The organism is Edaphobacter sp., assembly GCF_035763405.1.
Lineage (GTDB): Bacteria > Acidobacteriota > Terriglobia > Terriglobales > Acidobacteriaceae > Edaphobacter.
The window spans coordinates 1-21,222 of record NZ_DASUBE010000092.1; the positions used below are offsets into that span (position 1 = coordinate 1).

20 protein-coding genes and 1 pseudogene are annotated in these 21,222 nt (G+C 59.9%); 9 read left to right on the forward strand and 12 right to left on the reverse strand.

The features are described from left to right. The first annotated feature begins 692 nt into the window (after positions 1 to 692). The 4 genes from VFU66_RS09400 to VFU66_RS09415 all read left to right on the forward strand — a co-directional run bounded on the left by VFU66_RS09400 (position 693) and on the right by VFU66_RS09415 (position 2,105). Positions 693 to 1,139, forward strand: coding sequence for a hypothetical protein (locus VFU66_RS09400; RefSeq protein ID WP_326445985.1), 447 nt, complete (start codon positions 693 to 695; stop codon positions 1,137 to 1,139). A 142-nt stretch (positions 1,140 to 1,281) separates the two neighbouring features. Further along, positions 1,282 to 1,530 carry a DUF4160 domain-containing protein gene (locus tag VFU66_RS09405; RefSeq protein WP_326445986.1) on the forward strand — a complete coding sequence of 83 codons (249 nt, stop codon included), beginning with the start codon at positions 1,282 to 1,284 and terminating at the stop codon, positions 1,528 to 1,530. Further along, positions 1,517 to 1,936 (forward strand): DUF2442 domain-containing protein, encoded by a 420-nt coding sequence (locus tag VFU66_RS09410; RefSeq protein WP_326445987.1) that lies wholly within the window; start codon positions 1,517 to 1,519, stop codon positions 1,934 to 1,936. Before VFU66_RS09405 ends, VFU66_RS09410 begins: the two co-directional genes overlap by 14 nt. Then, complete coding sequence (locus VFU66_RS09415; protein ID WP_326445988.1) at positions 1,884 to 2,105, forward strand: type II toxin-antitoxin system VapC family toxin; 222 nt, start codon at positions 1,884 to 1,886, stop codon at positions 2,103 to 2,105. Before VFU66_RS09410 ends, VFU66_RS09415 begins: the two co-directional genes overlap by 53 nt. A 344-nt stretch (positions 2,106 to 2,449) precedes the next feature. Here the strand turns inward: VFU66_RS09415 and VFU66_RS09420 are convergent, their stop codons facing one another. The 5 genes from VFU66_RS09420 to VFU66_RS09440 all read right to left on the reverse strand — a co-directional run bounded on the left by VFU66_RS09420 (position 2,450) and on the right by VFU66_RS09440 (position 6,149). Then, entirely contained in the window at positions 2,450 to 2,818 is a 369-nt protein-coding gene (locus VFU66_RS09420; RefSeq protein ID WP_326445989.1) for a hypothetical protein, read from the reverse strand. 24 nt (positions 2,819 to 2,842) lie between these two features. Then, positions 2,843 to 3,070 (reverse strand): hypothetical protein, encoded by a 228-nt coding sequence (locus tag VFU66_RS09425; protein WP_326445990.1) that lies wholly within the window; start codon positions 3,068 to 3,070, stop codon positions 2,843 to 2,845. A 39-nt stretch (positions 3,071 to 3,109) separates the two neighbouring features. Further along, positions 3,110 to 4,591 carry a pyruvate kinase gene (gene pyk, locus VFU66_RS09430; RefSeq protein WP_326445991.1) on the reverse strand — a complete coding sequence of 494 codons (1,482 nt, stop codon included), beginning with the start codon at positions 4,589 to 4,591 and terminating at the stop codon, positions 3,110 to 3,112. A gap of 129 nt (positions 4,592 to 4,720) precedes the next feature. Further along, the gene (locus VFU66_RS09435; protein WP_326445992.1) at positions 4,721 to 5,626 is read right to left on the reverse strand and encodes a YihY/virulence factor BrkB family protein; all 906 of its coding nucleotides are present in this window, start codon (positions 5,624 to 5,626) and stop codon (positions 4,721 to 4,723) included. A gap of 19 nt (positions 5,627 to 5,645) precedes the next feature. After that, entirely contained in the window at positions 5,646 to 6,149 is a 504-nt protein-coding gene (locus tag VFU66_RS09440) for a thioredoxin family protein (protein WP_326445993.1), read from the reverse strand. A 275-nt stretch (positions 6,150 to 6,424) separates the two neighbouring features. Between VFU66_RS09440 and VFU66_RS09445 the strand changes: the two genes are divergently transcribed. Next, a complete protein-coding gene (locus VFU66_RS09445) occupies positions 6,425 to 8,767 on the forward strand; it encodes a putative bifunctional diguanylate cyclase/phosphodiesterase (protein WP_326445994.1) in 2,343 nt (780 codons plus the stop codon). Here the strand turns inward: VFU66_RS09445 and VFU66_RS09450 are convergent. Beyond that, a complete protein-coding gene (locus VFU66_RS09450; protein ID WP_326445995.1) occupies positions 8,764 to 8,991 on the reverse strand; it encodes a hypothetical protein in 228 nt (75 codons plus the stop codon). The two genes, VFU66_RS09445 and VFU66_RS09450, sit on opposite strands and share 4 nt — an antisense overlap. A gap of 77 nt (positions 8,992 to 9,068) precedes the next feature. Between VFU66_RS09450 and VFU66_RS09455 the strand changes: the two genes are divergently transcribed. Continuing rightward, positions 9,069 to 9,572, forward strand: coding sequence for a VOC family protein (locus tag VFU66_RS09455; RefSeq protein WP_326445996.1), 504 nt, complete (start codon positions 9,069 to 9,071; stop codon positions 9,570 to 9,572). Positions 9,573 to 9,935: 363 nt separating this feature from the next. Here VFU66_RS09455 and VFU66_RS09460 read toward each other — a convergent pair whose 3' ends face one another. The 5 genes from VFU66_RS09460 to VFU66_RS09480 all read right to left on the reverse strand — a co-directional run bounded on the left by VFU66_RS09460 (position 9,936) and on the right by VFU66_RS09480 (position 15,294). Then, on the reverse strand, positions 9,936 to 10,646 hold the full coding sequence (locus VFU66_RS09460; protein ID WP_326445997.1) for an ROK family protein: 711 nt from the start codon (positions 10,644 to 10,646) through the stop codon (positions 9,936 to 9,938). A gap of 49 nt (positions 10,647 to 10,695) precedes the next feature. Next, positions 10,696 to 11,283, reverse strand: coding sequence for an SRPBCC family protein (locus VFU66_RS09465; RefSeq protein WP_326445998.1), 588 nt, complete (start codon positions 11,281 to 11,283; stop codon positions 10,696 to 10,698). A 308-nt stretch (positions 11,284 to 11,591) separates the two neighbouring features. Beyond that, positions 11,592 to 12,749, reverse strand: a complete 1,158-nt coding sequence (locus VFU66_RS09470) for a serine hydrolase domain-containing protein (protein ID WP_326445999.1) — start codon at positions 12,747 to 12,749, stop codon at positions 11,592 to 11,594. Between the two features lie 195 nt (positions 12,750 to 12,944). Further along, positions 12,945 to 13,985: a DUF6807 domain-containing protein gene (locus VFU66_RS09475; protein ID WP_326446000.1), complete on the reverse strand. Its 1,041-nt coding sequence runs from the start codon at positions 13,983 to 13,985 to the stop codon at positions 12,945 to 12,947. After that, positions 13,978 to 15,294, reverse strand: coding sequence for a Gfo/Idh/MocA family protein (locus VFU66_RS09480; protein ID WP_326446001.1), 1,317 nt, complete (start codon positions 15,292 to 15,294; stop codon positions 13,978 to 13,980). Before VFU66_RS09480 ends, VFU66_RS09475 begins: the two co-directional genes overlap by 8 nt. A gap of 201 nt (positions 15,295 to 15,495) precedes the next feature. Here VFU66_RS09480 and VFU66_RS09485 point away from each other — a divergent pair, with 201 nt between their 5' ends. From VFU66_RS09485 to VFU66_RS09495, 3 genes are all read left to right on the forward strand, one after another. Further along, on the forward strand, positions 15,496 to 16,089 hold the full coding sequence (locus VFU66_RS09485) for a hypothetical protein (protein ID WP_326446002.1): 594 nt from the start codon (positions 15,496 to 15,498) through the stop codon (positions 16,087 to 16,089). Between the two features lie 26 nt (positions 16,090 to 16,115). Continuing rightward, the gene (gene mutL / locus VFU66_RS09490; RefSeq protein WP_326446003.1) at positions 16,116 to 18,035 is read left to right on the forward strand and encodes a DNA mismatch repair endonuclease MutL; all 1,920 of its coding nucleotides are present in this window, start codon (positions 16,116 to 16,118) and stop codon (positions 18,033 to 18,035) included. A gap of 225 nt (positions 18,036 to 18,260) precedes the next feature. Beyond that, the gene (locus tag VFU66_RS09495; RefSeq protein WP_326446004.1) at positions 18,261 to 20,750 is read left to right on the forward strand and encodes a right-handed parallel beta-helix repeat-containing protein; all 2,490 of its coding nucleotides are present in this window, start codon (positions 18,261 to 18,263) and stop codon (positions 20,748 to 20,750) included. A 59-nt stretch (positions 20,751 to 20,809) separates the two neighbouring features. On the opposite strand, the pseudogene VFU66_RS09500 reads toward VFU66_RS09495, so the two are convergent. Further along, positions 20,810 to 21,222 (reverse strand): annotated as a pseudogene (locus tag VFU66_RS09500) (hypothetical protein); the annotation flags it as partial.

Genomic DNA, 21,222 nt, shown 5'->3' on the forward strand with positions numbered 1-21,222 from the left:
CGGCATGGAGTACTACCGCAACGTCCAACTCTCCCCGGAGATCGAAGAAGCGGCAGCCCAGGTCCAGCAGGAAGTCACCGCAGCCATCGAAGCCGAAGAGCGCGAACTCGAACAGATGCGCATGGAAGGCGAACAGGAAGAACTAGCCGCAGAATAATGGCAAAATGGATGGCTGGCTGGCCTAAAATCAATATTTTGCGTCGGTCAGCCTCTTTATTGCCAGATGTTAATGTTGCCGTGTTCTGATGGTCAGAGGATTGCTTGCAACACTACAACCTCTGGTTACGTCTCAGTAGTGTGATGTTGCTGTACTATTCAATGAATAGCTGAGGCGCATATAGTTTGCGGCGCGTTTCTTTAGTCGTAGCAAGGAGAAGTCATGTATACAACTATTGAAAGCAATAAGGCAATTCGGTACGAGTTAAACGACGATCAAGATGGGTGGCGTCTGTCTGTGGCGCTGCCGAGGCGAGTTTCGGGATCTGATCGTATTACGGTTTTGAATTGGCTTCAGGAGTATCAAGGGCGGGTAAAGAGTGAGCGACCCCATTGGATGACAGCGCTACGTGTCAATGAGTGCGGATATACGCTATATATTCGGAAAGCTGAACGCCCAGGCGATGTACTCCGAGCGTGCAATTTGATCTCACAAGGTGATGTGATTCGCGACTGTTGGAGCGGAGCCGTGAACCATGTCAGATGATCAACAGGTAAATAATCCTGAGGCTGAACCGACTACATCGATTGACGCGGTTCCTGATGAGTCGCAACCGCCAGCCGTTATACCTCCCAAAACAAAGCTGCCCACGCAATTCAATCAGCAAAACAATTTTTATCAGCAGATTCCCAGCAACGCGTGGGACCGTTTGTCTGCCGACCAAGTAGTTGACCTCTCGAAGCAAATTCTGAGGCACATGGATACGCTCGACGAGCGTAATTACAAATTTGCCATGGATCAGATTGACCGTAAGGAGGCTCGCGGTCGTAGAAATGTCTGGATTGGATCGATTGTCGTAGTGATCGGATTCCTCGTGACTGCATATCTGGCAGCGCATGGGCATGAAATAGTAGCGCTTACCGTTTCCCTGCCCTTAGCGACAATTCTTGCAATGTTGACGGGGAATCGCCTCCTAAATTAGCCGGGTGCCCCATATCTCGATTCTGAGATGTGGGCATTCGTGCTATGCGCGAACCGCTTTTGCTTCCCGCTCAAAGAATCATCTTGTGTGGAGAGAGATATTCCATTAACCCAACCGCTTAGGAATATGCTATCCTCTTCTCGTGCCCACCGTCCTGAGAATTGGGAATCTGAGAGTCGTCATCTACCCCAATGATCATCGGCCAGCGCACGTTCACGTCATCGGACCAGGGCCAGAGGCCGTCTTCTATCTGAACTGCTCCGCAGGCCCGGTAAGGCTTCGCGAGAACGATGGCTTTCCGAACCGTGAGTTGAACCGCATCGAACTGGCTCTGAACAAACACATCGCAGAGCTATGCGCCGCGTGGAAGGAGATACATGACCATCACTAGTCAGGAATTCAAACAAGCCAACGCACGCGCAAAGGCGCTCAAAGCCAGCACGCCCGCAGCGACCTCGGCTTACTTCGACCGCAAATCCGGAAACATCATCGTCACGCTCTCCTCCGGTGTCGGCATCTTCTTTTCGCCAAACGACGCACAGGGTCTAGAAGGCAGCACCCCTGCACAACTGAGCCAGATCGAAATCACCCCATCGGGCTTCGGTCTCCACTTCCCGAAGCTCGACGCCGACCTCTACGTCCCCGCGATCCTCGAAGGCTTCCTCGGCTCGCGCAAGTGGATGGCCGCCCGCCTGGGCGCGCAGGGTGGCAAGTCCCGCACCACCCGCAAAGCCGCCGCCGCTCGTGCCAACGGAACACTGGGCGGCCGTCCGCGCAAATCCGCAGCCGGACGTTGATTTAGCTAATCTACTTAGCTACGGTCATATCCTGCAACTCGGACCCCTCCCGCACCACCACGGCGACCCATTCGACCGCCTCCTCATCGCCCAGGCCATCGCCGAATCGCTCCCCATCCTCACCGCCGACCGCCACTTCAAGGCATACGACGTGAAGGTCATCTGGTAAGCAGCGGCAGGGAAGTCCTGGCCTTCCCTTCATCAGCCACAAAGGACCGGGTGAGTCGTTCTACCGTTTGAGCCGCGCAGGCCCAAAAAAATCCGTGTCAAGACCGCATACCGCAAAAAATCCCATCCTCAAACCCTCAACCATCCAGAAACAAACCTCTTCCACCGCAAAAATATTCTCCCGAAAACTGGCGGCCCAGTTTCCCTCCACCCATTAAAATAGAAGTTAGCCACACTCAGAGGCCCGGCCAAAAGCCGGGCCTTCTTCATTTAACCCACGCCACTAAGCCGGGTATCCCAAAGATACCCCCTCACTAAGCCCTTTGTTCAAAGTATTTTACCTATTCAATACCAGGGGGAGCACCCATGCCTGAAGAGACCGCCGAACCGCGCCACGAGACGCCCGACCACCTCCGCTGCCACCACCATCACGCCGACGGACGTCGCTGCGGCAGCTACGCTCTTCGCAACGAGTACTTCTGCCACTTCCACCAGAACAAGCTCCTCGCAGGTGCAGCCGCTCAAGGCCGCCGCGGCTCCGTCGAGCTGCCCAAACCCACCACCCGCGACGCCATCCAGGAAGCCATCGGAACCGTCATCACATCGCTCGCCGTCAACAACATCGACCCGCGCCGTGCCGGTCTGCTCCTCTACGGTCTCCAGCTCGCCACCATCAACCTCAAGCAGCGCAATCAGGAGAAGCAGGAAGAGCAACCCAGCCAGAATCAGAAACAGGAGTCATCCCAACCCTCGCCCGCCGATGAGCCTGTAGACGAACCCGAAGACCAGCCCGAAGACCGGCAACCCGAACCCACCACACCGCCGCCAGGCTTCCACCCGCTCCGCCGCGACATCTTCGCCTCGCTCCTCTACGACCTCGCCGCCCACCATGGCGTCAGCCCATCGCCCGGCACGCCCGCAGACCGCAAACCAGCAGAAGACGAAACCGTCCTGCCCGCTCTCCACGCCGAAAGCGAAGCAGGAGACTCCAGCAGCGCGCCCCGCTTACCTCTTCTTTTTGACAGCCTTCTTCTTGCGCGGCGTGGGTTCAATGTCGCGGTCGCCGACCATGTGCAGGCGCATGAAGTTGGTAGCACCCGACTTGGTCCGCGTTCCTGCGACGATGCCGACGATCTGCCGTTCCTGCACGTGCCCGTGCGCTTCGAGCAGGTCTTCGGCCATGTTCACCAGCGTATCCGTGTCACGGAACCGTCCGCAGAGGATAGGATACGTACCCCACAGCATCATCGAGCGGTTCACGACCGACTCGAACGGCGAGAGCGCAACAATCGGCGGGTCAGGATGATACTTCGAGAGCAGCCGCGCCGTGCTGCCCGTCTCCGTGAAGATGGCAATGGCAGCCACGTCCAGGTCATCGGCGGCGTGCGCCATACACTCGCAGATCGTCTCCGCAACCGAGAGCCGCACGCTGCGCGAGTGCCCAAGCGCCGGGCGCGGGTCGATGCGAATCTGGTCCTCAGTCTCAGCCACAATACGAGCCATCATCGCAACCGACTCGACCGGGTACTTACCCGCCGCGCTCTCCGCCGAGAGCATCACCGCATCCGTACCGTCGTAGATCGCATTAGCCACGTCCGAGGCTTCAGCCCGCGTAGGCCGCGGATTCTCAATCATCGATTCGAGCATCTGCGTAGCCGTAATCACAGGCTTGCGATACTCAGCCGCGCGACGGATGATGGTCTTCTGGATGGCAGGAACTTTTTCCGGCGGCACCTCGACGCCCAGGTCGCCGCGCGCCACCATGATCGCGTCCGTGACTTCCAGAATCGAGTCAAGGTGTTCCACAGCCTGAGGCTTTTCGAGCTTGGCAATAATCCAGGCGTCTGACTTAAGCGCAGCCAGCCGGTTTTTGACATGGCGAATGTCGTCAGCCGTGCGGACGAACGAGACAGCGATGGTGTCAACACCCTGACCCACAGCGAAGACGAGATCCTCCTCATCCTTCTCCGTCAACGAGGGAACCTTGACCGGAATACCCGGCAGGTTGATGCCCTTGTTTTCGCCCAACATGCCGCCGTTGATGATCTCGCAGGTGACGTCCTTGCCGTCAACCGACTTCACGCGCAGCTCGATCAGGCCGTCCGAGAGCAGAATGCGCGAGCCAGGCTCCAGATTTTCTGCAAGCGTCTTGAAGGTCGTGCCGACCAGCGACGCGGTGCCTTCAATCTCGCGCGGCGTAATGGTGAGCAGCTTCCCTGCGACGAGCTGCACCGGCTTATGCCCCTTCAGCTTGCCGGTGCGAATCTTCGGACCCTGCAAGTCGGCGAGGATGCAGATCGGTTTGCCCTCTTCGCGCGAGACCTGCCGCACCATGCGGATCAGTTCAGCCTTCTGCGCGTGGCTGCCGTGTGAAAAGTTGAGGCGCGCAACGTCCAACCCGGCGCGAACGAGCTGACGAAAGACTTCAACAGAGCTTGAGGCCGGGCCGAGCGTGGCGACGATCTTGGCGCGACGGGCGCGGTGCATTCCAGAAGAGGGTGCTGCAGTGGAGATAGGAGTCTTTGAGGTATTCATGTATCGCTTGCCGGGTTCCTTTTAACTATCGAACGATGCGAGAGGCTCGCAGGAGATGGTTTGATTTTTTGCCGTCGTTGGTCATTCTACCCGTGCGGAGGCGTCTATGGGAGTTGAAACGCTTGAATCGGCGACGAAATCAGGGAAAAAGCGGGCTGCGTACTCCGCGTTGAACTCCGCCCCGAAGAAGACGCTGAACGAGATCATATAGAGCCAGATGAGCAGAGCAATCGCCGCACCCAGCGGGCCGTAGACCTGCGAATAGTTGGCGAACCGCGTGACATACCAGCCAAAGACGATCGTGGCGATAAACCACACGATTGTGGCGAGGATCGCGCCCGGGACCACACGCTTCCACGGCTGACGCAGCGGTGTTCCCATGTGATAGATCATCGCCACGATGCCTGTGCTGGCGGCAAGCGCCACCGTCCAGCGGACCAGGTCAGCCAGCAGAAAGAGTGGTGTGCGCGCGGCCGGCATGATCTCGCGCGCCAGCCACACGGTGATGAAGTGTCCGAAGACGACCAGCATGCTGGCCAGCACAAAGGGAACCAGCGAAAGCGGCACCAGCACCAGCGAGCGCCAGCGACGCTCCAGAAAGCTCCAGCAGTCCTCGGGCAGCCGATTGGCGCGGCGAACGCCTTCCATCAGCGCGGAGATGACGCTCGACGCTCCGGCCACGCTGACCACAAACGCCCCCAGCAGCGCGTGCGCCGAGCGGGGATTGTGCGGCGAGGTAACGAAGTAGCTTTCGAGCAGCGGACTCACATCCGGCGGAAGGATGCGGTCGAAGATGACGGAGAGCTGGAAGCGCAGCGGGGCGGTGTAGGGAAGCAGGCTGATGATCGCCGCCGCTGCGATGAGCGCGGGAAACAGCGACACAATGGCCGAGTAGGCCGTGGACTGCGATAGATAGAAGCAGTCGTCGCGGAGCGCGCGGAGCGTCGCACGGTGGAAGAGCACAGGAATCTGCTTGAGCTTGTTCACCGGCGCGCTCCGCGCAGCATCAGGCCTTCCAGCGGTTGAGGAACTCGGTGACAGACGCGGAACTCATGTTGCGCATGTCCTCAAACTCGCCGGTCTTCTGCGAGTAGAGCAGCTTGCCTTTCGCATCGAGTACAGCAAGCGCGGGCACGCCCTTCTTAAGAGGAATGTTGTACTTCACCGCGAGATCGGTGTTCTTGTCAAAGCGTCCGATGTCGATGTGGACGACGAGGAAGTGTTTGGCAAGCAGTTCGGCGTTGGGACTCTGGTGCATGTAAATGTCGAGCACCTGGCAGTCGCCGCACCAGTCGCCGCCGAAGTCGAGAATGACACGTTTGTGTTCGGCCGCAGCCTGTTTCAGCGCGGCGGCAATGTCGGCCTTCGCGTCCGCGGTGGCGGAGTAGAGGTGCTTATTCACGCGGGGAGGCATCATCTGAGCCGTGGCGTGTGGCGCGGGCGCAAGCATCAGACAGGCGAGTGCGCACGCAACTGCGTGAAGAGGGCGGGAGAACGATTTCAGTGACATGGCAACACCTTTCCTCGTTGTAAACATTGCGTGCTCAAGCGCAGAGGCACACTACAGATGATGCCTCAACGACGGCGCGGACGCAAAGCAGAAACCATGCAGCGCGTTAATCTGTGAACCAGTGAGGCTCTCAGGCAAAAAAACCTTTCAAAACCATACTGCGGCTGATAAGTTTCAACCATGCGTTGTGTGTGTGTTTCTCCGCTGGGTATTTCCATGAGACGCGAGACAAACGCCAACAGGGTGACGATCGTGTCTGAAGTTCGAGGTATCGCTTGAGATCCCTGACGCTGCATCCGCCGAAGACCTGGGTCGGGAAGGCAGGATTGTACGGCGTGCCGGTGTGCCTGGCGCTGGCATTGTTCTGGTGGTTGCATTCCGATGCGTATCTGGTTGGCATGGCCGTCGCGGCGTTGGCGGCCACAGGCACCGCAGTCGCGTTGTGGACGTTGTGGCAGGAGCATGCGCGCGTCGTAGAACGCAACGGCGCATCCGAAGCGCATTCGCAGTTTCTTGCGGCGGCCGAGGCAAACCTGGACGCCTTCTCGTTGTTTGAAGCCGTCCGCGACCGGGACGGCCTGATCGTCGATTTTCGCTTCCTCTATGTAAACGCAAACACCGAGCGGCTGGTGGGTCTGCCGCGCTCGCGCATACTCGGCCGAACGCTGTGCGAAGTGACAAAGGTGAGCCGGCAGGGCAGGTTGTTTGCCAACTACTGTCGCGTGGTCAACACAGGCGAGCCGCTCAGCGAAGACCTTCCCATCAAGGACTCAAACATCAAGGCGTCGTGGCTGCGCCTGCAGGCCGTCAAACTCGGCGATGGCCTGGCCCTGACGTGCAGCGACATCAGCGCGGCCAAGGCAGCCGGCGAGCAGTACAGGCAACTCGCTGAATTCACCGACTCCATATTCCAGAACGCTCCGTTCAGCATGATTGCCACCGACACGCACGGCTTGATTACGGCGATGAACGTGGCAGCGGAGAAGCTCTCCGGCTACAGCCGCGACGAGTTGGTAGGCAAATCGCCGCTGACATTGCTGCACGATGAAAAAGAACTCGCGGCGCGCCGCAGCGAGCTTGGCCCCGGCGACTTGCAGCGCGACGGCTTCTATGTGCTGACCGCAGGCGTCGCAGCCGGTGAGATGGACGAGAAGGAGTGGACGCTGGTGCGCCGCGACGGCGCGCGCACTCCCATCAACCTGGCCATGCGCGCCGTCACCTCTGGCGAAGGGGCGGTCAGCGGCTTCGTCGGCATCGCGTTCGATATTACCGAGCGCAAGCAGATGCTCGACTATGTGACGCACCTGGCGACGCACGACCAGTTGACCGGCCTGGCAGGGCGCGCACTCTTGCAGGACAAGACCGTGCAGGCTGTCGAGCAGGCTCGGCGCTACGGCACCAAGGTCGCTGTCTTCATGATCGACCTCGACCAATTTAAACGGATCAACGATTCGCTGGGCCACGTGGCGGGCGACCACGTGTTGGTTGAGACGGCCAATCGTCTTCGCCGTGCCGTCCGCAGCACGGACATCGTGGCGCGCATGGGCGGCGACGAGTTCGTCGTCGTGATGCCCGACATCACCAGTCTGGCCGACGTGGAGCAGTGCGCGGCCAATCTGGTGGCCAAACTCGCGCCGGAGATCTCGATCGACCAGCATCTGATGCAGGTGACGGCGAGCGTCGGCGTGTGCATCTACCCGGACTTCGCGGCGGACGCGAAGCACCTGCTCAAACGCGCCGACTCCGCAATGTACGTGGCCAAGGAGAACGGCCGCAACCAGCATCAGATCTTCAGTCTCGACATGCTGAAGGAGTCGGTGGACCGGCTCTCGATGGAGCACGCGCTGCGCCACGCGCTGGCCAACAACGAGCTGCACATGCACTATCAGCCGCAGGTCTCGCTCACCACCGGCGCCGTCACCGGCATGGAGGCGCTCCTGCGCTGGACGCATCCGAAGCTGGGCAAAATGGCGCCGGAGCAGTTCATCTCTCTGGCCGAGGAGACCGGGCTGATCGTGCCTATCGGCGCGTGGGCCTTCGTCACCGCGTGCCGCGAAGGCAAGGCGCTCATCGACGAGCTGGGCATGGACCTCACCGTCTCGGTGAACCTCTCACCGCGCCAGCTTCAGCAGCGCAATCTGGTGCAGATCATCGAGAACGCGCTCAAGGCCAGCGGCCTGCCCGCACGCAATCTCGAGATCGAGATCACCGAAGGCATGCTGATGGTCAACTCCTGCGGCAACCTCGCCAAGCTCCAGCAGATTCGCGAGCTTGGCGTCGGCATCTCCATCGACGACTTCGGCACCGGATTCTCCAGCTTCTCCTACCTGCTGCAATATCAGGTGGACCGGCTGAAGATCGACCAGAGCTTTGTGAAGAAATCAGTAACCGACGCAAACGCTGCCGCCGTGGTCAGAACGATTATTGCGATGTCGCACGGGCTGAACATTCGCGTCGTCGCCGAAGGCGTCGAGACCGACGAGCAACTGCGGTTTCTGCTCCGGCGCAAGTGCGACGAGGCGCAAGGCAACTTCGTCGCAGCAGCCGTTTCGGCGCAGGACTTCATCACCGCCGTCAGGACTCCTGGCAGCGGCATCCTGACGCTGCGGAACCACTAACCGCGCAACGCCGTCGAAGGCCACACGATCTGCGTGTTGGCCGCAGCGCGAGTATAGCCTCGCGGCACAAGGTCACTTCCTGTGGCTGCAAGCACAATCAGAGCTGCGATGATGATGAGAATCAGCGCTGCCCCCGCCATGATCACCACGGCCAGGAAGCTGTCGGGTTCCCTCAGGTGCTGGAGGATATTCAAGTGTCCGTCGTCCGGGTTTGTATGCTCCATATACAGTATGATGCAGAGTCGACGCCGGCAGGAGGCTTGCCTGCGCGCCCGAATTTGATAGAAGGACGGTCAGCCCCATGAGCAAACGGCCAATTCATCATGGCGTCAGGATGGGCCACATCCACCTGAAAGTAGCGGACCTGGATCGCGCACTGGCCTTTTATCATGACGTGCTTGGGTTTGACGTAACCCAGAAGATGGGCAACTCAGCGGCATTTCTCTCGGCTGGCGGGTATCACCACCATATCGGCCTCAATACATGGGAGAGCCGAGGCGGCAGCACTCCGGCTAACGGCACCACCGGGCTGTATCATCTGGCGATTGTCTATCCCACGCGGGCAGAGTTGGGCGACGCGCTCGAGCGTCTGATGCACGCCGGTATACCGCTTGATGGCGCAGCGGACCACGGCGTCAGCGAGGCGCTCTATCTGCGCGACCCCGACGGCAACGGAGTCGAGCTGTACTGGGACCGTCCCGAAAAGCAATGGCCGCGCGAGGCAAACGGCGAACTCGCCATGTACACGCATCCGCTCGATCTGGAAGCCTTGCTGCGCGCGGCACATGAAACCCCCCACGCCTGAAGCGCCGTCCGCATCTCCCAGGCAGTCGCCACTTTTTGTTGTCGTTCCCGAAGGGAATCTGCGTTTCGCATCGGCCCGCGCCGGGCTACGCCGATAAGAGAAATGCCCTAAGGAGGGTCTGATTAAGCCCTACTTTGTTAAGGGCACGGCTTCAGCCGTGCCGCAAACCACCTATTTTGAATGGGGCTTTAGAGGGTGCTGAAAAAGTTAGTTTTGCTTAAGGGCACGGCTTCAGCCGTGCCGCTAACGCTGCAAAATCAACGCGGCTTTAGCCGCTGAGGTACGCTTTCTTCCAGGCGAGACACTTTTTCAGCACCCTCTTTAGCCCCTGAGGGAATCTTCGCTGACTTAATCAGACTCTCCCTAACGCGATCTGCGCGCGCGCCGTACCGGCTTGATCTTCACCTCTCGCGCGGATGGTTGAGGCGTCTCCCACAATTTAAATCCACCTGCGATGGCGTTGGCATTCGAGCCGCGAATGACATGTTCGGGAAGCTCATCCATCAGCTTGGCATTGCCTCCGCCCAGCAGCACATAGTCGCAGACCAGCGCTGCCTTCAGCAGGTTGACGACGTCGAGCACGGATGCGCGCCAGCGTTTTTTCCCGCGTCGCTTCAAGCCTTCTTCGCCGACGTACTCTTCATACGTGCGACCCTTTTTGTAGGGCAGGTGCGCCAATTCGAGCGGCACCACCGTGCCTTGAAAGACCACCGCCGAACCCATGCCAGTGCCGAGCCCGATGAAGAGCATGTGACCGCCCCGGTAGCCGCCCAGCGCCTGCATGGCCGCGTCGTTGATGAAGCTGAGCGGTTTGCCGAAGGCCTTCTTATACGGATAGCCGACCCAGCCGGGGGACAGGTTGTGCGGATCGGCGATGGGATGTTCATGCTCCACCGGCCCGGGATAGCCGATGGAGACGGCATCGTACTGCCAGTCTTTCGTTGCGTCGAGCACCTGCCGGACCATCTTTTCGGCGTTCATCTCAGGGCCGGAGACGATCTTGATCGGAGTGCGGTGGTCGGTCGAAGCCACCTTCACATGCGTGCCGCCAATGTCGATCACCAGAACTTTCATGCGGAAAGCATACAGGAGATGCGGCGTCCATAGCGCATCGCAGTGCAGCTTAAGGCTGCGTCTGCGCCGGGACCAGCGGCTGCGACGCCGCGGTCGGGGCCTGCTGCTGCGCCAGCTCCGACTCGGTCTTCAGACTGGCAAGGCCCTTTTCAAAGTCCGGGCCAATCATCTTGTCCATCGTGGTGAAGACGCTCATCAGCTTGCCGGGAAAGAACTCCAGCGGTCCATCCATCACCCAGGTGACGCGCGTTCCCATGCCCTCCGGCTCAATTAAAAAGTTGGCCGTATTGTGGCTGGCAAAGGGCTTCAGAAAGTCGAGCTTGATCGTCGTCTTGGTAGGCGTCACGGAGGAGATCTCCATCTGGCCCTCGCCCACCTTACTGTCGCCCTTCCACTCGTAGATCGCTCCAACGCCGCTCGGCGCGCCGGCGTAAGTCGTCTTCATCGTCGGATCGAGCTTCGCCCAGGGAGACCACTTATCCCAGTTGTGGAAGTCGTTGATCAGCGCAGCGACTTTTTCGGGCGAGGCGTTGATCGACGTCGATCGCTGGACCACGTACGTGTCGGGCTTGGTCGCGGCGATCACGAGAATGGCAACAATCGCAATAAGGATGATCGAGCCGACAGTCTTGAACATAACGTCTCCTGAGTTGAGTCGCCAGTATATATGGGCCGAAGAATGCCTGCGCCGGCAAATCAGTGGGCTCATCTGGAGAAACTCCGATGACCGCACTGAAGATGTTCCCTCTGGATGTGACCGATGCACACGCTTGTCATTCTGAGCGGAGTCACTCACGGTCTCATCGTGAGTGGCGTAGTCGAGGGACCTGCGGTTTGCTACTGAGCGACATTGTAGAACTTGTCATCCTGAGCGAAGCGAAGGATCCCCGCATTTCGTCTGTGACTGCACAAAACCTGTTCTCATCGGAAGAGCTACATCACGTTTCAACGCCCGCCCTTCAAATACACATCGGCAATCTTTGTTGCCACCGCAGCCGCATCCAGATCAGATCGATTGCACAACACAACGACGGTCAGCTTGTCGTCGGTAAATCGCTCAATCGCCGTCTTGAATCCAACCGTGTCGCCGTAGTGCCACATGCGCGTGTGGCCCCGGTAGGGATCGAGAAACCAGCCGAAGCCGTAGGCAACAGGCTTGCCCGCCTGCGGATCGGTATCGCCCGGGTCGCTCGCCCACACCGGCAGCGAGCCATCCGGCAATCGGAACGGTGTGAGCGCCGTCCGCATCGCCGCCGCGCTCAGCAGCGTGTGACGCGCCAAAGCCCTGTCCCATCGGGCAAGGTCTTCGAGGCTCGAATACACGCCGCCATCGCCCAGCGTCGCCGAGGTTGCGCTCTGGTCCGTCTGCTCAAACGCCGCACCGTCTTTGGAGTGGCCGAAGGCGCGGTGCGGAACCTCATTCTGCCCATTGATCAAGGCCAGCGTATGGCGCATCCCCAGCGGCCTGAAGATGCGCTCGCGCAGAAAGTCGCCAAAAGGCTCGCCCGAGACCTTCGCCACAATCAGGCCCAGCACCACGTAGCCCGAGTTGCTGTAAGACCACTTCGTTCCCGGCGCGAAGTTGCCGTGGTCTTCGGCCTCCAGCAACGTCAGCACCTCAGCATCGCGAATCTGATGATCGGGAGTCCAGCGCGGTGGGCCGCCCGCCGAAGCCCGATCCATCAACGCTTCATAGTCAGGAAGGCCGGAGGTGTGGTTCAGCAGATTCCGAACGGTGATGCTCTTTCCGTATGCAGGAAAGTCGGGAAAGATCTCGGTCAACGGCTCGTCGTACCGTAGCTTGCCATCGTGCACCAGCAGCATCACGGCCATCGCGGTGAACTGCTTGGTGCAGGATGCCAGCCGGAAGTCCGTGCCCGCGTCGATCGGCGTCCGTGTCTTCAGGTCAGCTACGCCGTATCCGCGCTCAAAGACCGTCCGATGATTTTGCCGGACCAGCACGGCCAGTCCGGGCGCATGGTCGCCGGCCAGCCCCGCAAGCATCGCATCCACCTCCGCGGCGGCGTCCGTGCGGCGGTTAGCCGCCAGGGCCCCCATTGGCAAAAGCAGCAACAGAACGACCGGCAGCGCAGCTCTCCTCATCAAATCGTCTCTCCAGACAACCTGAACAGAATAGCCAACACGTTGGCGGTTTAGTTTTCGCCGCCCGCTATAATAAGAATAGGAAACGAAAAGCCCCGGAGAACCCGGGGCCTTTTGCTGGACGGAGCCGGGGAGATACCCCCACCCTAAGTCCAATGTTTGAAGTATTTTAGATATGAGATATGGGGGGAGGGTTTACCGGTACTCCCCGTTGAACGCCTCCGCCTCCTTGTTCATCTCAGCCGCCGTAGCCGCCCGCGGAAGCACGACCACCCGATACCGGAAGGTCGCCGTCTGACCCTTCTCCAGCGTGAAGTTGAATGCCGGAGCCTTCGGATCGAAGATGCTCCGCCCCAGAGGGTTCGCCGCGAACAAACCGTACCCGCGAGCGTGCCAGTAGGTCGGATACCCCGGGTTCCCCGTGTGGTCCAGGATTGCCACCGTCTCCACATGGTCGCCCGTGTGCCCGGTCAGGAGACACCAACGCCCGCGCGTGGACCACACCGCGTCACCCTTCACACCCTCGCTGGTCAGGTAGACGCCCGTCGCTCCCGGGACGCTCGACGAGACTTTGGTCGCGTGCCCATCAGCATCCGTAAACGTCCCGCCCTTCTCGGTCGGAGACTCCAGGAAGTGCGCCACCCGAATCCCGAGCACGCCCTCCTTGTCATCGTGAAAGACGACACGATCGAGAGCAGTCAGCGTCGTGATGCGGTCGATGACGCGCTCGTCGCCGCGGCGTGTGAAGACATAATGCGTCGTCTCGTCCAGCAGGTCCTTTCCATCGCCCGCCGTCCACACTGACCGCGTGACCAGCTCACCGCTGTTTGCGCCGCTCCTGGTTGAGACGATCTTCTCCAGATGAATCGTCCCCATCTTGTCGCGCCGCGCCTCTGGAATCGCATCCGAGTTGTTCCAGAAGTCGAAGCCGTTCACATTGCCGTAGTTGAACCACACGCCCGCGTGATGCGGATGGTCCGTCCGCTCGCCCGGACGCGGTTCGAGCGGATACCCCCGCGTCACCGTGACTCCATCGGAGGAGACGAGCGGATAGAGCACAGGCTTCTTGAGCGACGTCGGCCACACGAACGACGTGAACGCCTTCCCGTCGATGGTGACATCGACGCGCCGATGCGCTTCATCAGGCGTGACGCGGACTCCGGTGGCAGCCCGGGCCATCAGGCTGCCGCCGAGGCCCAGACCCGCCACCAGGCAGCAAAGCAACACACTACGCATAGACCTTGCCTCCTGCGAGCACCTGCTGCGTCTTGTCGTCGAACGTCACTTTCTCGCCCGTCTGGATTGCAGCGATGTTCATGCACAGCGCAATCGAGTGGCTGTAACCCGCCTCGATGCTTGCGTTCGGCGTCTTGCGCGACCGCACGCACTCCATCCAGTTGCGCATGTTGGCCGAGGTCTCCGGATCGCCGTGGACGCCGGTGTTGGCATCGGTCGAAACGGTCTCTACCTTCTCGCTCAGTGAGAAGCTTTCGAGAAGGTTCGGCTGCATCTTCATCTCCGCAGCCGACCGCGCTGAAAGACCACCGGTAGACGTAACCGTCTGCTTCGACATATCCAGCATTCCGCCGTTTGAGTAATAGAGTTCCTTCACGCCGCCGGCCGAGTTGGTGAACCGCGACGTGTACTGTACCTGGAAGCCCTTCGAGAGGTCGTCGAGTGGGCCGTAATCGAAGACAGCCGTCATCGTGTCCCAGTTCTGCCGCCCGTCTTTCCATAGATAGATTCCGCCGTTGGCCACCACGCTGCGCGGATGCGGCAGCCCTGTAAACCAGTGCACCGTGTCGATCTGGTGCACCAGCCACTGGTCAGGAATGCCCGACGAGTACGGCCAGAAGAGGCGGAACTCCAGATACTTCCGCGCATCGAACGGCGCGGCGGGACGGTTCATCAGATACCGCTTCCAGTCCGTGTCCTCTTCCTTAAGCAGAGGCACGACATCCGGCCTGCGCCAGCGGCCTGGTTGATTCACGTTCCAAGTCATCTCAACCATGACGATGTCGCCGAACTTGCCCGACTGAATATATTCGTAAGCCTTCTGGTAGCTCGGCGTGCTGCGTCGCTGCGTGCCCACCTGCACGATCCTGCCGGTCTTGTGGACTGCGGCACGAAACGCGCGAGCGTCTTCCATGGTGTGTGCCGTCGGTTTCTCGACATAAGCGTCGCGCCCGGCGTTGACGGCCTCGACGCCATGCAGCGCGTGCTGGAAGTCTGCCGTCGCCACCAGCACGGCATCGACGTCTTTGCGCGCGTAGAGTTCATCGTTGTTGCGCACCGGGTCGACCGCGCTGCCGCTGAGCTTCTGGACGTAAGCCGCGCCTTCCTCGCGCCGCCGGTTCCAGATGTCGGACACCGCAACGAACTCGAAGTTCAGTTCCTTGGCGTGCTGTAGCATCGCCGGAATCAGCGCGCTCCTCATGCGGTCGCCGCACCCGACGACTCCGACCTTCACGCGGTCATTCGCTCCAACGATGCTCGCGTAGCTGCGAGCACTCCACGAGGCTGCTGCCAGGGCAGCCCCGCCCATCTTCAAGAACTCTCTGCGGTTTGCATCGTCCAGCGCCATTTTCTGTCCCTCCGGTCCAACATCTCTTGTGAAATGCCCTTGAAAGACGGCTTCAACGGGCGAGGGAAGTCTACATGAGCGGGAAGAGGTCTGGCCAATTCTATTGCAGACAAAATGGAACACGGCTCGTGCCGTGCGCTTTGCCGCCGATAGGCATCTGATATGTTCTTCACGTTCAAACGCAACCGATCTGCGCTCGGCTTTTTGCTGGCCGCCTGCTTTACGCTGGCTGCTCCCGCTGTGCTGCCTGCAAGCCCTATCACCTATCACCTCATGCTGGTCCCTGGCGAGCTCTCCAGTTTTGGCGGCACAGGCGCTATCACGCTGGACCACGCGCCTGCGGCGTCGGGCGTCTCCGACTACAGCCGGTCGCGGGACACGCTCGATAACGCGGATTTTATGATCGACGGCCAGACCTTCACGCTGGCTGACTCGATCGAAGATGTCTTTGTCCGCTTTTACAACGGCAAACTGGACGATGTTGTCTTTGCGGCCATACTCGACAACGGGCCGGAGCGCTACTTCTTCACCGCAGTGGGCGACTACGCCTTCTTCTACGAAGGGAGCAGCGGACGGGCCGTTTCGTTCGGCTCCTTTTCGGTTGCTCCCGAGTCGATCTCCGGCGGCGCGTTCTCGGCGGTCTCGGAGCCGGAGTCGCTGCTGCTGTTCGGCACCGGTCTGTTCCTGTGTATCGGGCTGCTTTACCGTGTGCGTTCGCCGCGCTTCACGAGCAAGGTGCATCAGCCCGAAGCCTGAGCCAACCCTGCGGCTACAATCGACGCATGGGTCGCATCCGAGTTCTGTCCGATGTGGTGGCCAACCAGATCGCTGCCGGCGAGGTGGTCGAGCGCCCTGCGTCGGTGGTCAAGGAGATGCTCGAGAACTCGCTTGACGCGGGTGCCACGCGCATCCGCATCGAGATCGAGGGAGGCGGCCGGAAGCTTATCCGCATTGCCGACAACGGGCACGGCATGGTGCGGGACGACGCTCTGCTTGCCTTCGAGCGCCATGCTACCTCGAAGCTGCGCACCTCGGACGATCTGCTTTCGATTGCCACGCTCGGGTTTCGCGGCGAGGCGCTACCCAGCATCGCCAGCGTCTCGCGGCTTCAGCTTGAGACGCGCGTGGCCGAAGAGCCTTCCGGCACGCTGGTCGAGATTGCGGGCGGGAACATTGTCCGTGTTGAGGACGCTGGCCTGCCTGCGGGGACGACGATCACAGTGCGCGATCTGTTCTTCAACACTCCGGCGCGACGAAAATTTCTGCGCTCCGAGCAGACGGAACTGGCGCACATTGCCGCGCTGGTAACGCACTATGCGCTCGCTCACCCGGAAAAACACTTCGAGCTGCACAGTGCGGCGCAGGCGCTGCTGGTTGCGCCTGCCGTGGTCACGGCTTCCGACCGACTGTTCCAGATATTCGGCAAAGAGACCAGCGGGCTGATGCTTCCCACCACGGCAGAGATGGACTTCACTCGCGCGGGGCTACCCGAGCCGCCGCCGTGGAAGCGCGAGGAAGACTACACGCCGCCCGACCCCGGATATATCCGCATTACGGGCTTTGTCTCGAAGCCGGAGCTACAGAAGCTCAATCGCAACTCGATCTATATCTTTGTGAACCGGCGGCTCATCCGTGACAAGCTCATTTTGCACGCGCTGACCGAGGCGTATCGCAACATCATCCCGCCGACGTCGTTTCCCGTGGTGCTGCTGTTTCTCGAGATGCCCGCGCAGGAGGTCGATGTCAATGTGCATCCGGCGAAGACGGAGGTGCGCTTTCGCCAGTCTTCCTTCGTACACGACTTTGTGCGCGACACGGTGCGCACGACGTTGATGCAGGCGCGTCCGGTGGCGAGTTTTGCTGCCGCACTGCACAATTCTCCCCACGCGAGCGCGTCGCTGACGATCGATGTAAGCCCTCTCGCCGACGGCCCCGCGCAGCCTGTGTTTGAGCCGAACCTGCCGCAGTCAGAGGCTGCGCCTTCGCTCGACGATGCCGAGGTATTCAACCTGGCTGCGCCGCTGGTTCCTGAGTCAGCTGGCCGCCTCAACTTTCCCGAAGCGCAGATTCCTGTCGGTTACGATGAGGCTGCTCCGCCGAATGAAAATGAGACCCTGAACGCGCTGGCTACGTTGAAGCCGCTGGGCCAGTTGCGCGACTCGTTCATCCTTGCGGTGAACGATGAGGGGCTTTGGATTGTGGACCAGCATGTGGCGCACGAACGTGTGCTGTTTGAAAAAATCCTGCGCGAGCGCGAGGTGGAGCGCGTGCAGCGCCAGCGGCTGCTGATGCCTGTGCTGGTCGATCTGCTGCCCGCACAGATGGTGGCCTTCGCCCGGCTGGCCGATGAGCTGGAGCGCAACGGCTTCGAGGCAGAGCCGTTTGGCCCGCACACGATCGCCATCAAGGCCGCGCCGGTGGGGCTGGAGGGCCGTGAGATGGAGCGCATGTTGGAGGAGGTGCTCGGCGTGCCTGACCGCGAGCAGCAGACGGAGAACGCGGAGACGCGTGGACGCCGCATTGCTGCAAGCATCGCCTGCCACGCGGCGATCAAGGTGAACATGCCGCTGGAGCCGGCGAAGATTGACTGGCTGCTGGCTGAGCTGGGCAAAACCGAGCATCCTACCAGTTGTCCGCATGGACGACCTATCGCGCTGCGCTACACGCACAAGGACATTCAGCGGGCGTTTCACCGAATCTGACCAGGGGCAGGGCTGGGGTTCGCTTCTTTCTGGTGAAAAAATATTTTCACATATTGAAATTTAAGTAGAAACAGCCACACCCCGCCATGTATAGTTGCTGCGCTGGATAGTAGTGCTGACTGCAAGTTTGAAGCGCCTCAACTCTCAGAGAATCTGAATTGCTTATCAAACTGAAAGTGAATTGTGGAGACTGCCATGTATACGGATACATCAACAACCTTTTCATTGAGTCATCCTTCAATCATTCAGCCAAGTCGGCCTCGTAGTGTCGGCTCAGTCGGCTCGGTGGTCTTTCTATTGGCTGCGTTTATGGTTCCGGCAGTTGCAGGCCATGCGCAACAGGCAACCGGCCCACGCCATCCGGGCTTATATGTACCGCCTGCCAGTAGCTACATCACCGATCCCGCCGAGACGCCCATCACGTTAGCGTTCGGCTCCGCGAAGGTCTCCGACATTCAGAGACAGTTGAACGCAGCGCGTGCAGTCGATGCCAACTCGCCGATTGTATTGACGCTTACGGGACGCTACCGCATCGAAGATGCGCCTCTCACTCTGCCGTCGAAGACCTCACTCGTTCTCTACGGGACCATCGAGGCAGCGCCGAATGCGAGGGCTTCCAGCCTCATTGCGATTCATGGGCAGAGCAAAGTGGCCGTCGCAGGTGGAATCCTTGAGGGCAACGATCAGAATGTTGCCGGAATTGATGTCGAAGGCTCGACCAAAATCAACATTGATGCCGTGACCATCCGGCATACAGGGCGCGACGGCATCGTTCTCTCGGGCAGTGGCAACACGGTCTTCGACAGCGGCTCAGTGATTACACGTTGCGACATTTCGCATGCAGGCGGCAATGGCATCAGCGTTCGGTCGATTACCCAGGCGCTGCTTCTCGACAATTTCATCCACGGCAACAAGGGGACCGGCGTCCAGCTCAGCTCGGCCCATACCTCCCTGACCAACAATGACATTCGACATAACAACATCGGTGTGTTCGACGACGCGAACAACAATCTCATTTCGGATAATGAGATTGACGACAACGAGCAGGCGGGCGTTCAACTTGCGTCAACCAGCTCCGGAACGGCGGTCATGCGCAACATTGTCAGCCACAATGAGGCCAATGGGATCGACTTCGACGGGTCCGACAATCTTGTCTTCGACAACACCCTGGACAACCAGGTCAATCTTACCGACCGCTCTGCCGCTAACTATGTCGTCGCGCATGGGACGCCGTTGAATGCGCCCGTCAGTCAATACTTCTATCCGCCGACGATCGACAATCAGCACAGCGATCCAGTTCTCAATGGAGTCAGCCGGGTTGATGTGACTGTTGGCTCCGAGGACATCACAGCAGTTCAGGCGACCTATGACGCTACTCGCACCGCAAATCCGAACAGCTTCATCGTTCTTCACATGAATGGGGACTTTGCGCTGGACGGCACCGCTCCTCTGACTCTGGGGTCAAATACTGCGGTGCTGCTTAATGGCACGATTCATGTGACCGGCAAGGTGTCCCGGGTGATTACCGATACAAATCCGGCTTCTTTTGTTTCTATCTCGGGTGGGACCATCGACATGAATGGGAAAGGCAAGATCACAGGCATTTACTTTCCTTCCACGACCATGGCTTATATCGATCATGTCGCCGTCATCAACGGGGGCGTACCTACGAAGCGGACCAGCGGTGGCATGATTCAGCTCCAACGCGGGAGCGGCTACAACATCCTCTATCGCAATACTGTCAACGAGAGCGGAGGGCGCTGTCTCTGGACCCAGTATGCCAATGCTCACTATGTTGTGATGGAAAACCTGTTGAGCAACTGCAATATGGACGCGGTTGATTTCGACTCATCCACCTCGAACAGCTATGCGATCGGCAACACGAGCCTCGATAACTATCGCTATGGGGTATTCATCGAGCAGTCGGATTCGTATAACAAAATCTACGGTAACTACACGACGACGCGCGACATTCCCAATCCGCCCGGCCATGGTATCGGCGTTTATAACAACGCGACCGGCAGCGGAACTCGCAATGTTACGAACGGCAATACTGCTTTCAGCAACACCAATGATGTTGTCGACAATGGACTCCGCATCGGCTCGATTTCAACCGCAACCGGCGGCGTTGCCGAGACCGCACATACCTTTTTTTTCAACAATGTCGCCACCAATGACCGGGGCGAAGGCATTCTCTTCGACACGCAGTTCCCGGGTAGCGTCGCAAATTATCTGTCCCAGACTGTACTTGCAGGCAATGGCACCGATCTCAAGTCGCAGTACTCCAATGGCGCGACGCCGCCTGATTTCTTCAATCCGCAATCGGCGATCAACCTGGCGCTCAACCGGCCTGTGGTTGCATCTTCCGTTGCATCCGATTCCGCTGCGGGGAATGCGGTCGATGGACTGGCATTTACCGGTTGGGAGGCGGGCGGCGGCCAGCCGAGTGCCTCGTTGACTGTCGATCTGGGTTCATCGGTCGGCTTCCAGCGGGTCGTGCTCAAGCAACTCGATGCGCACTCGATTAGCCTGGTCAGGCTGCAAGCCTCACAGGACGGCATCAGCTTTACCGATATTCCGCGCAGCGTGTCGAGAATTGGGGCCATCGGTGTTTTGTCGTTCAACCCAGTGACTGCACGTTACCTGCGCGTGACTATCTGGCATATCTTCCAGGGCCCCATCGGCCTCCGGGAGTTTGCCGTCTTTCCACAGTGACAAAAGCGGGTGTGCGGCGATCACTCGTGCCGCACACCCGTTGTTTGATCCTTTGCGGTCTATTGTTGGCCAGCGGAGACGTTGAGCGTCATGGTCGTTCCGCTTTCGAGGTCGATGTTTCGGCCTGACGCATCAAGCGATCCAGAGCTGCTTGTGTTTGCGGCGCTTGAAAGAGTCACGCCCGGCAGGTTTGCTACGGGAGCGTGATCGACCGTGCCCGATACGCCCGCGTTGGCAACAGCTCCGCCTACTGCTCGCGTGTCATTTACGACGGAGCCTGCGCCGGACTGGACAGTGCCGCCTAGTTCACCTGCGGTATGGCCAATGCCGCCGGCAACTCCACCCACTGCGCCGCCCGCACCGCCAAGCAGACCGCCGCCGGATGCTCTGGGTCCGCCCTGTGCGCCGACTGCGGCCGGCGCCGCAAGGCTATCGTCAGTTGCAGCGGAGAGAGAAGAGGCAGTCACGGACG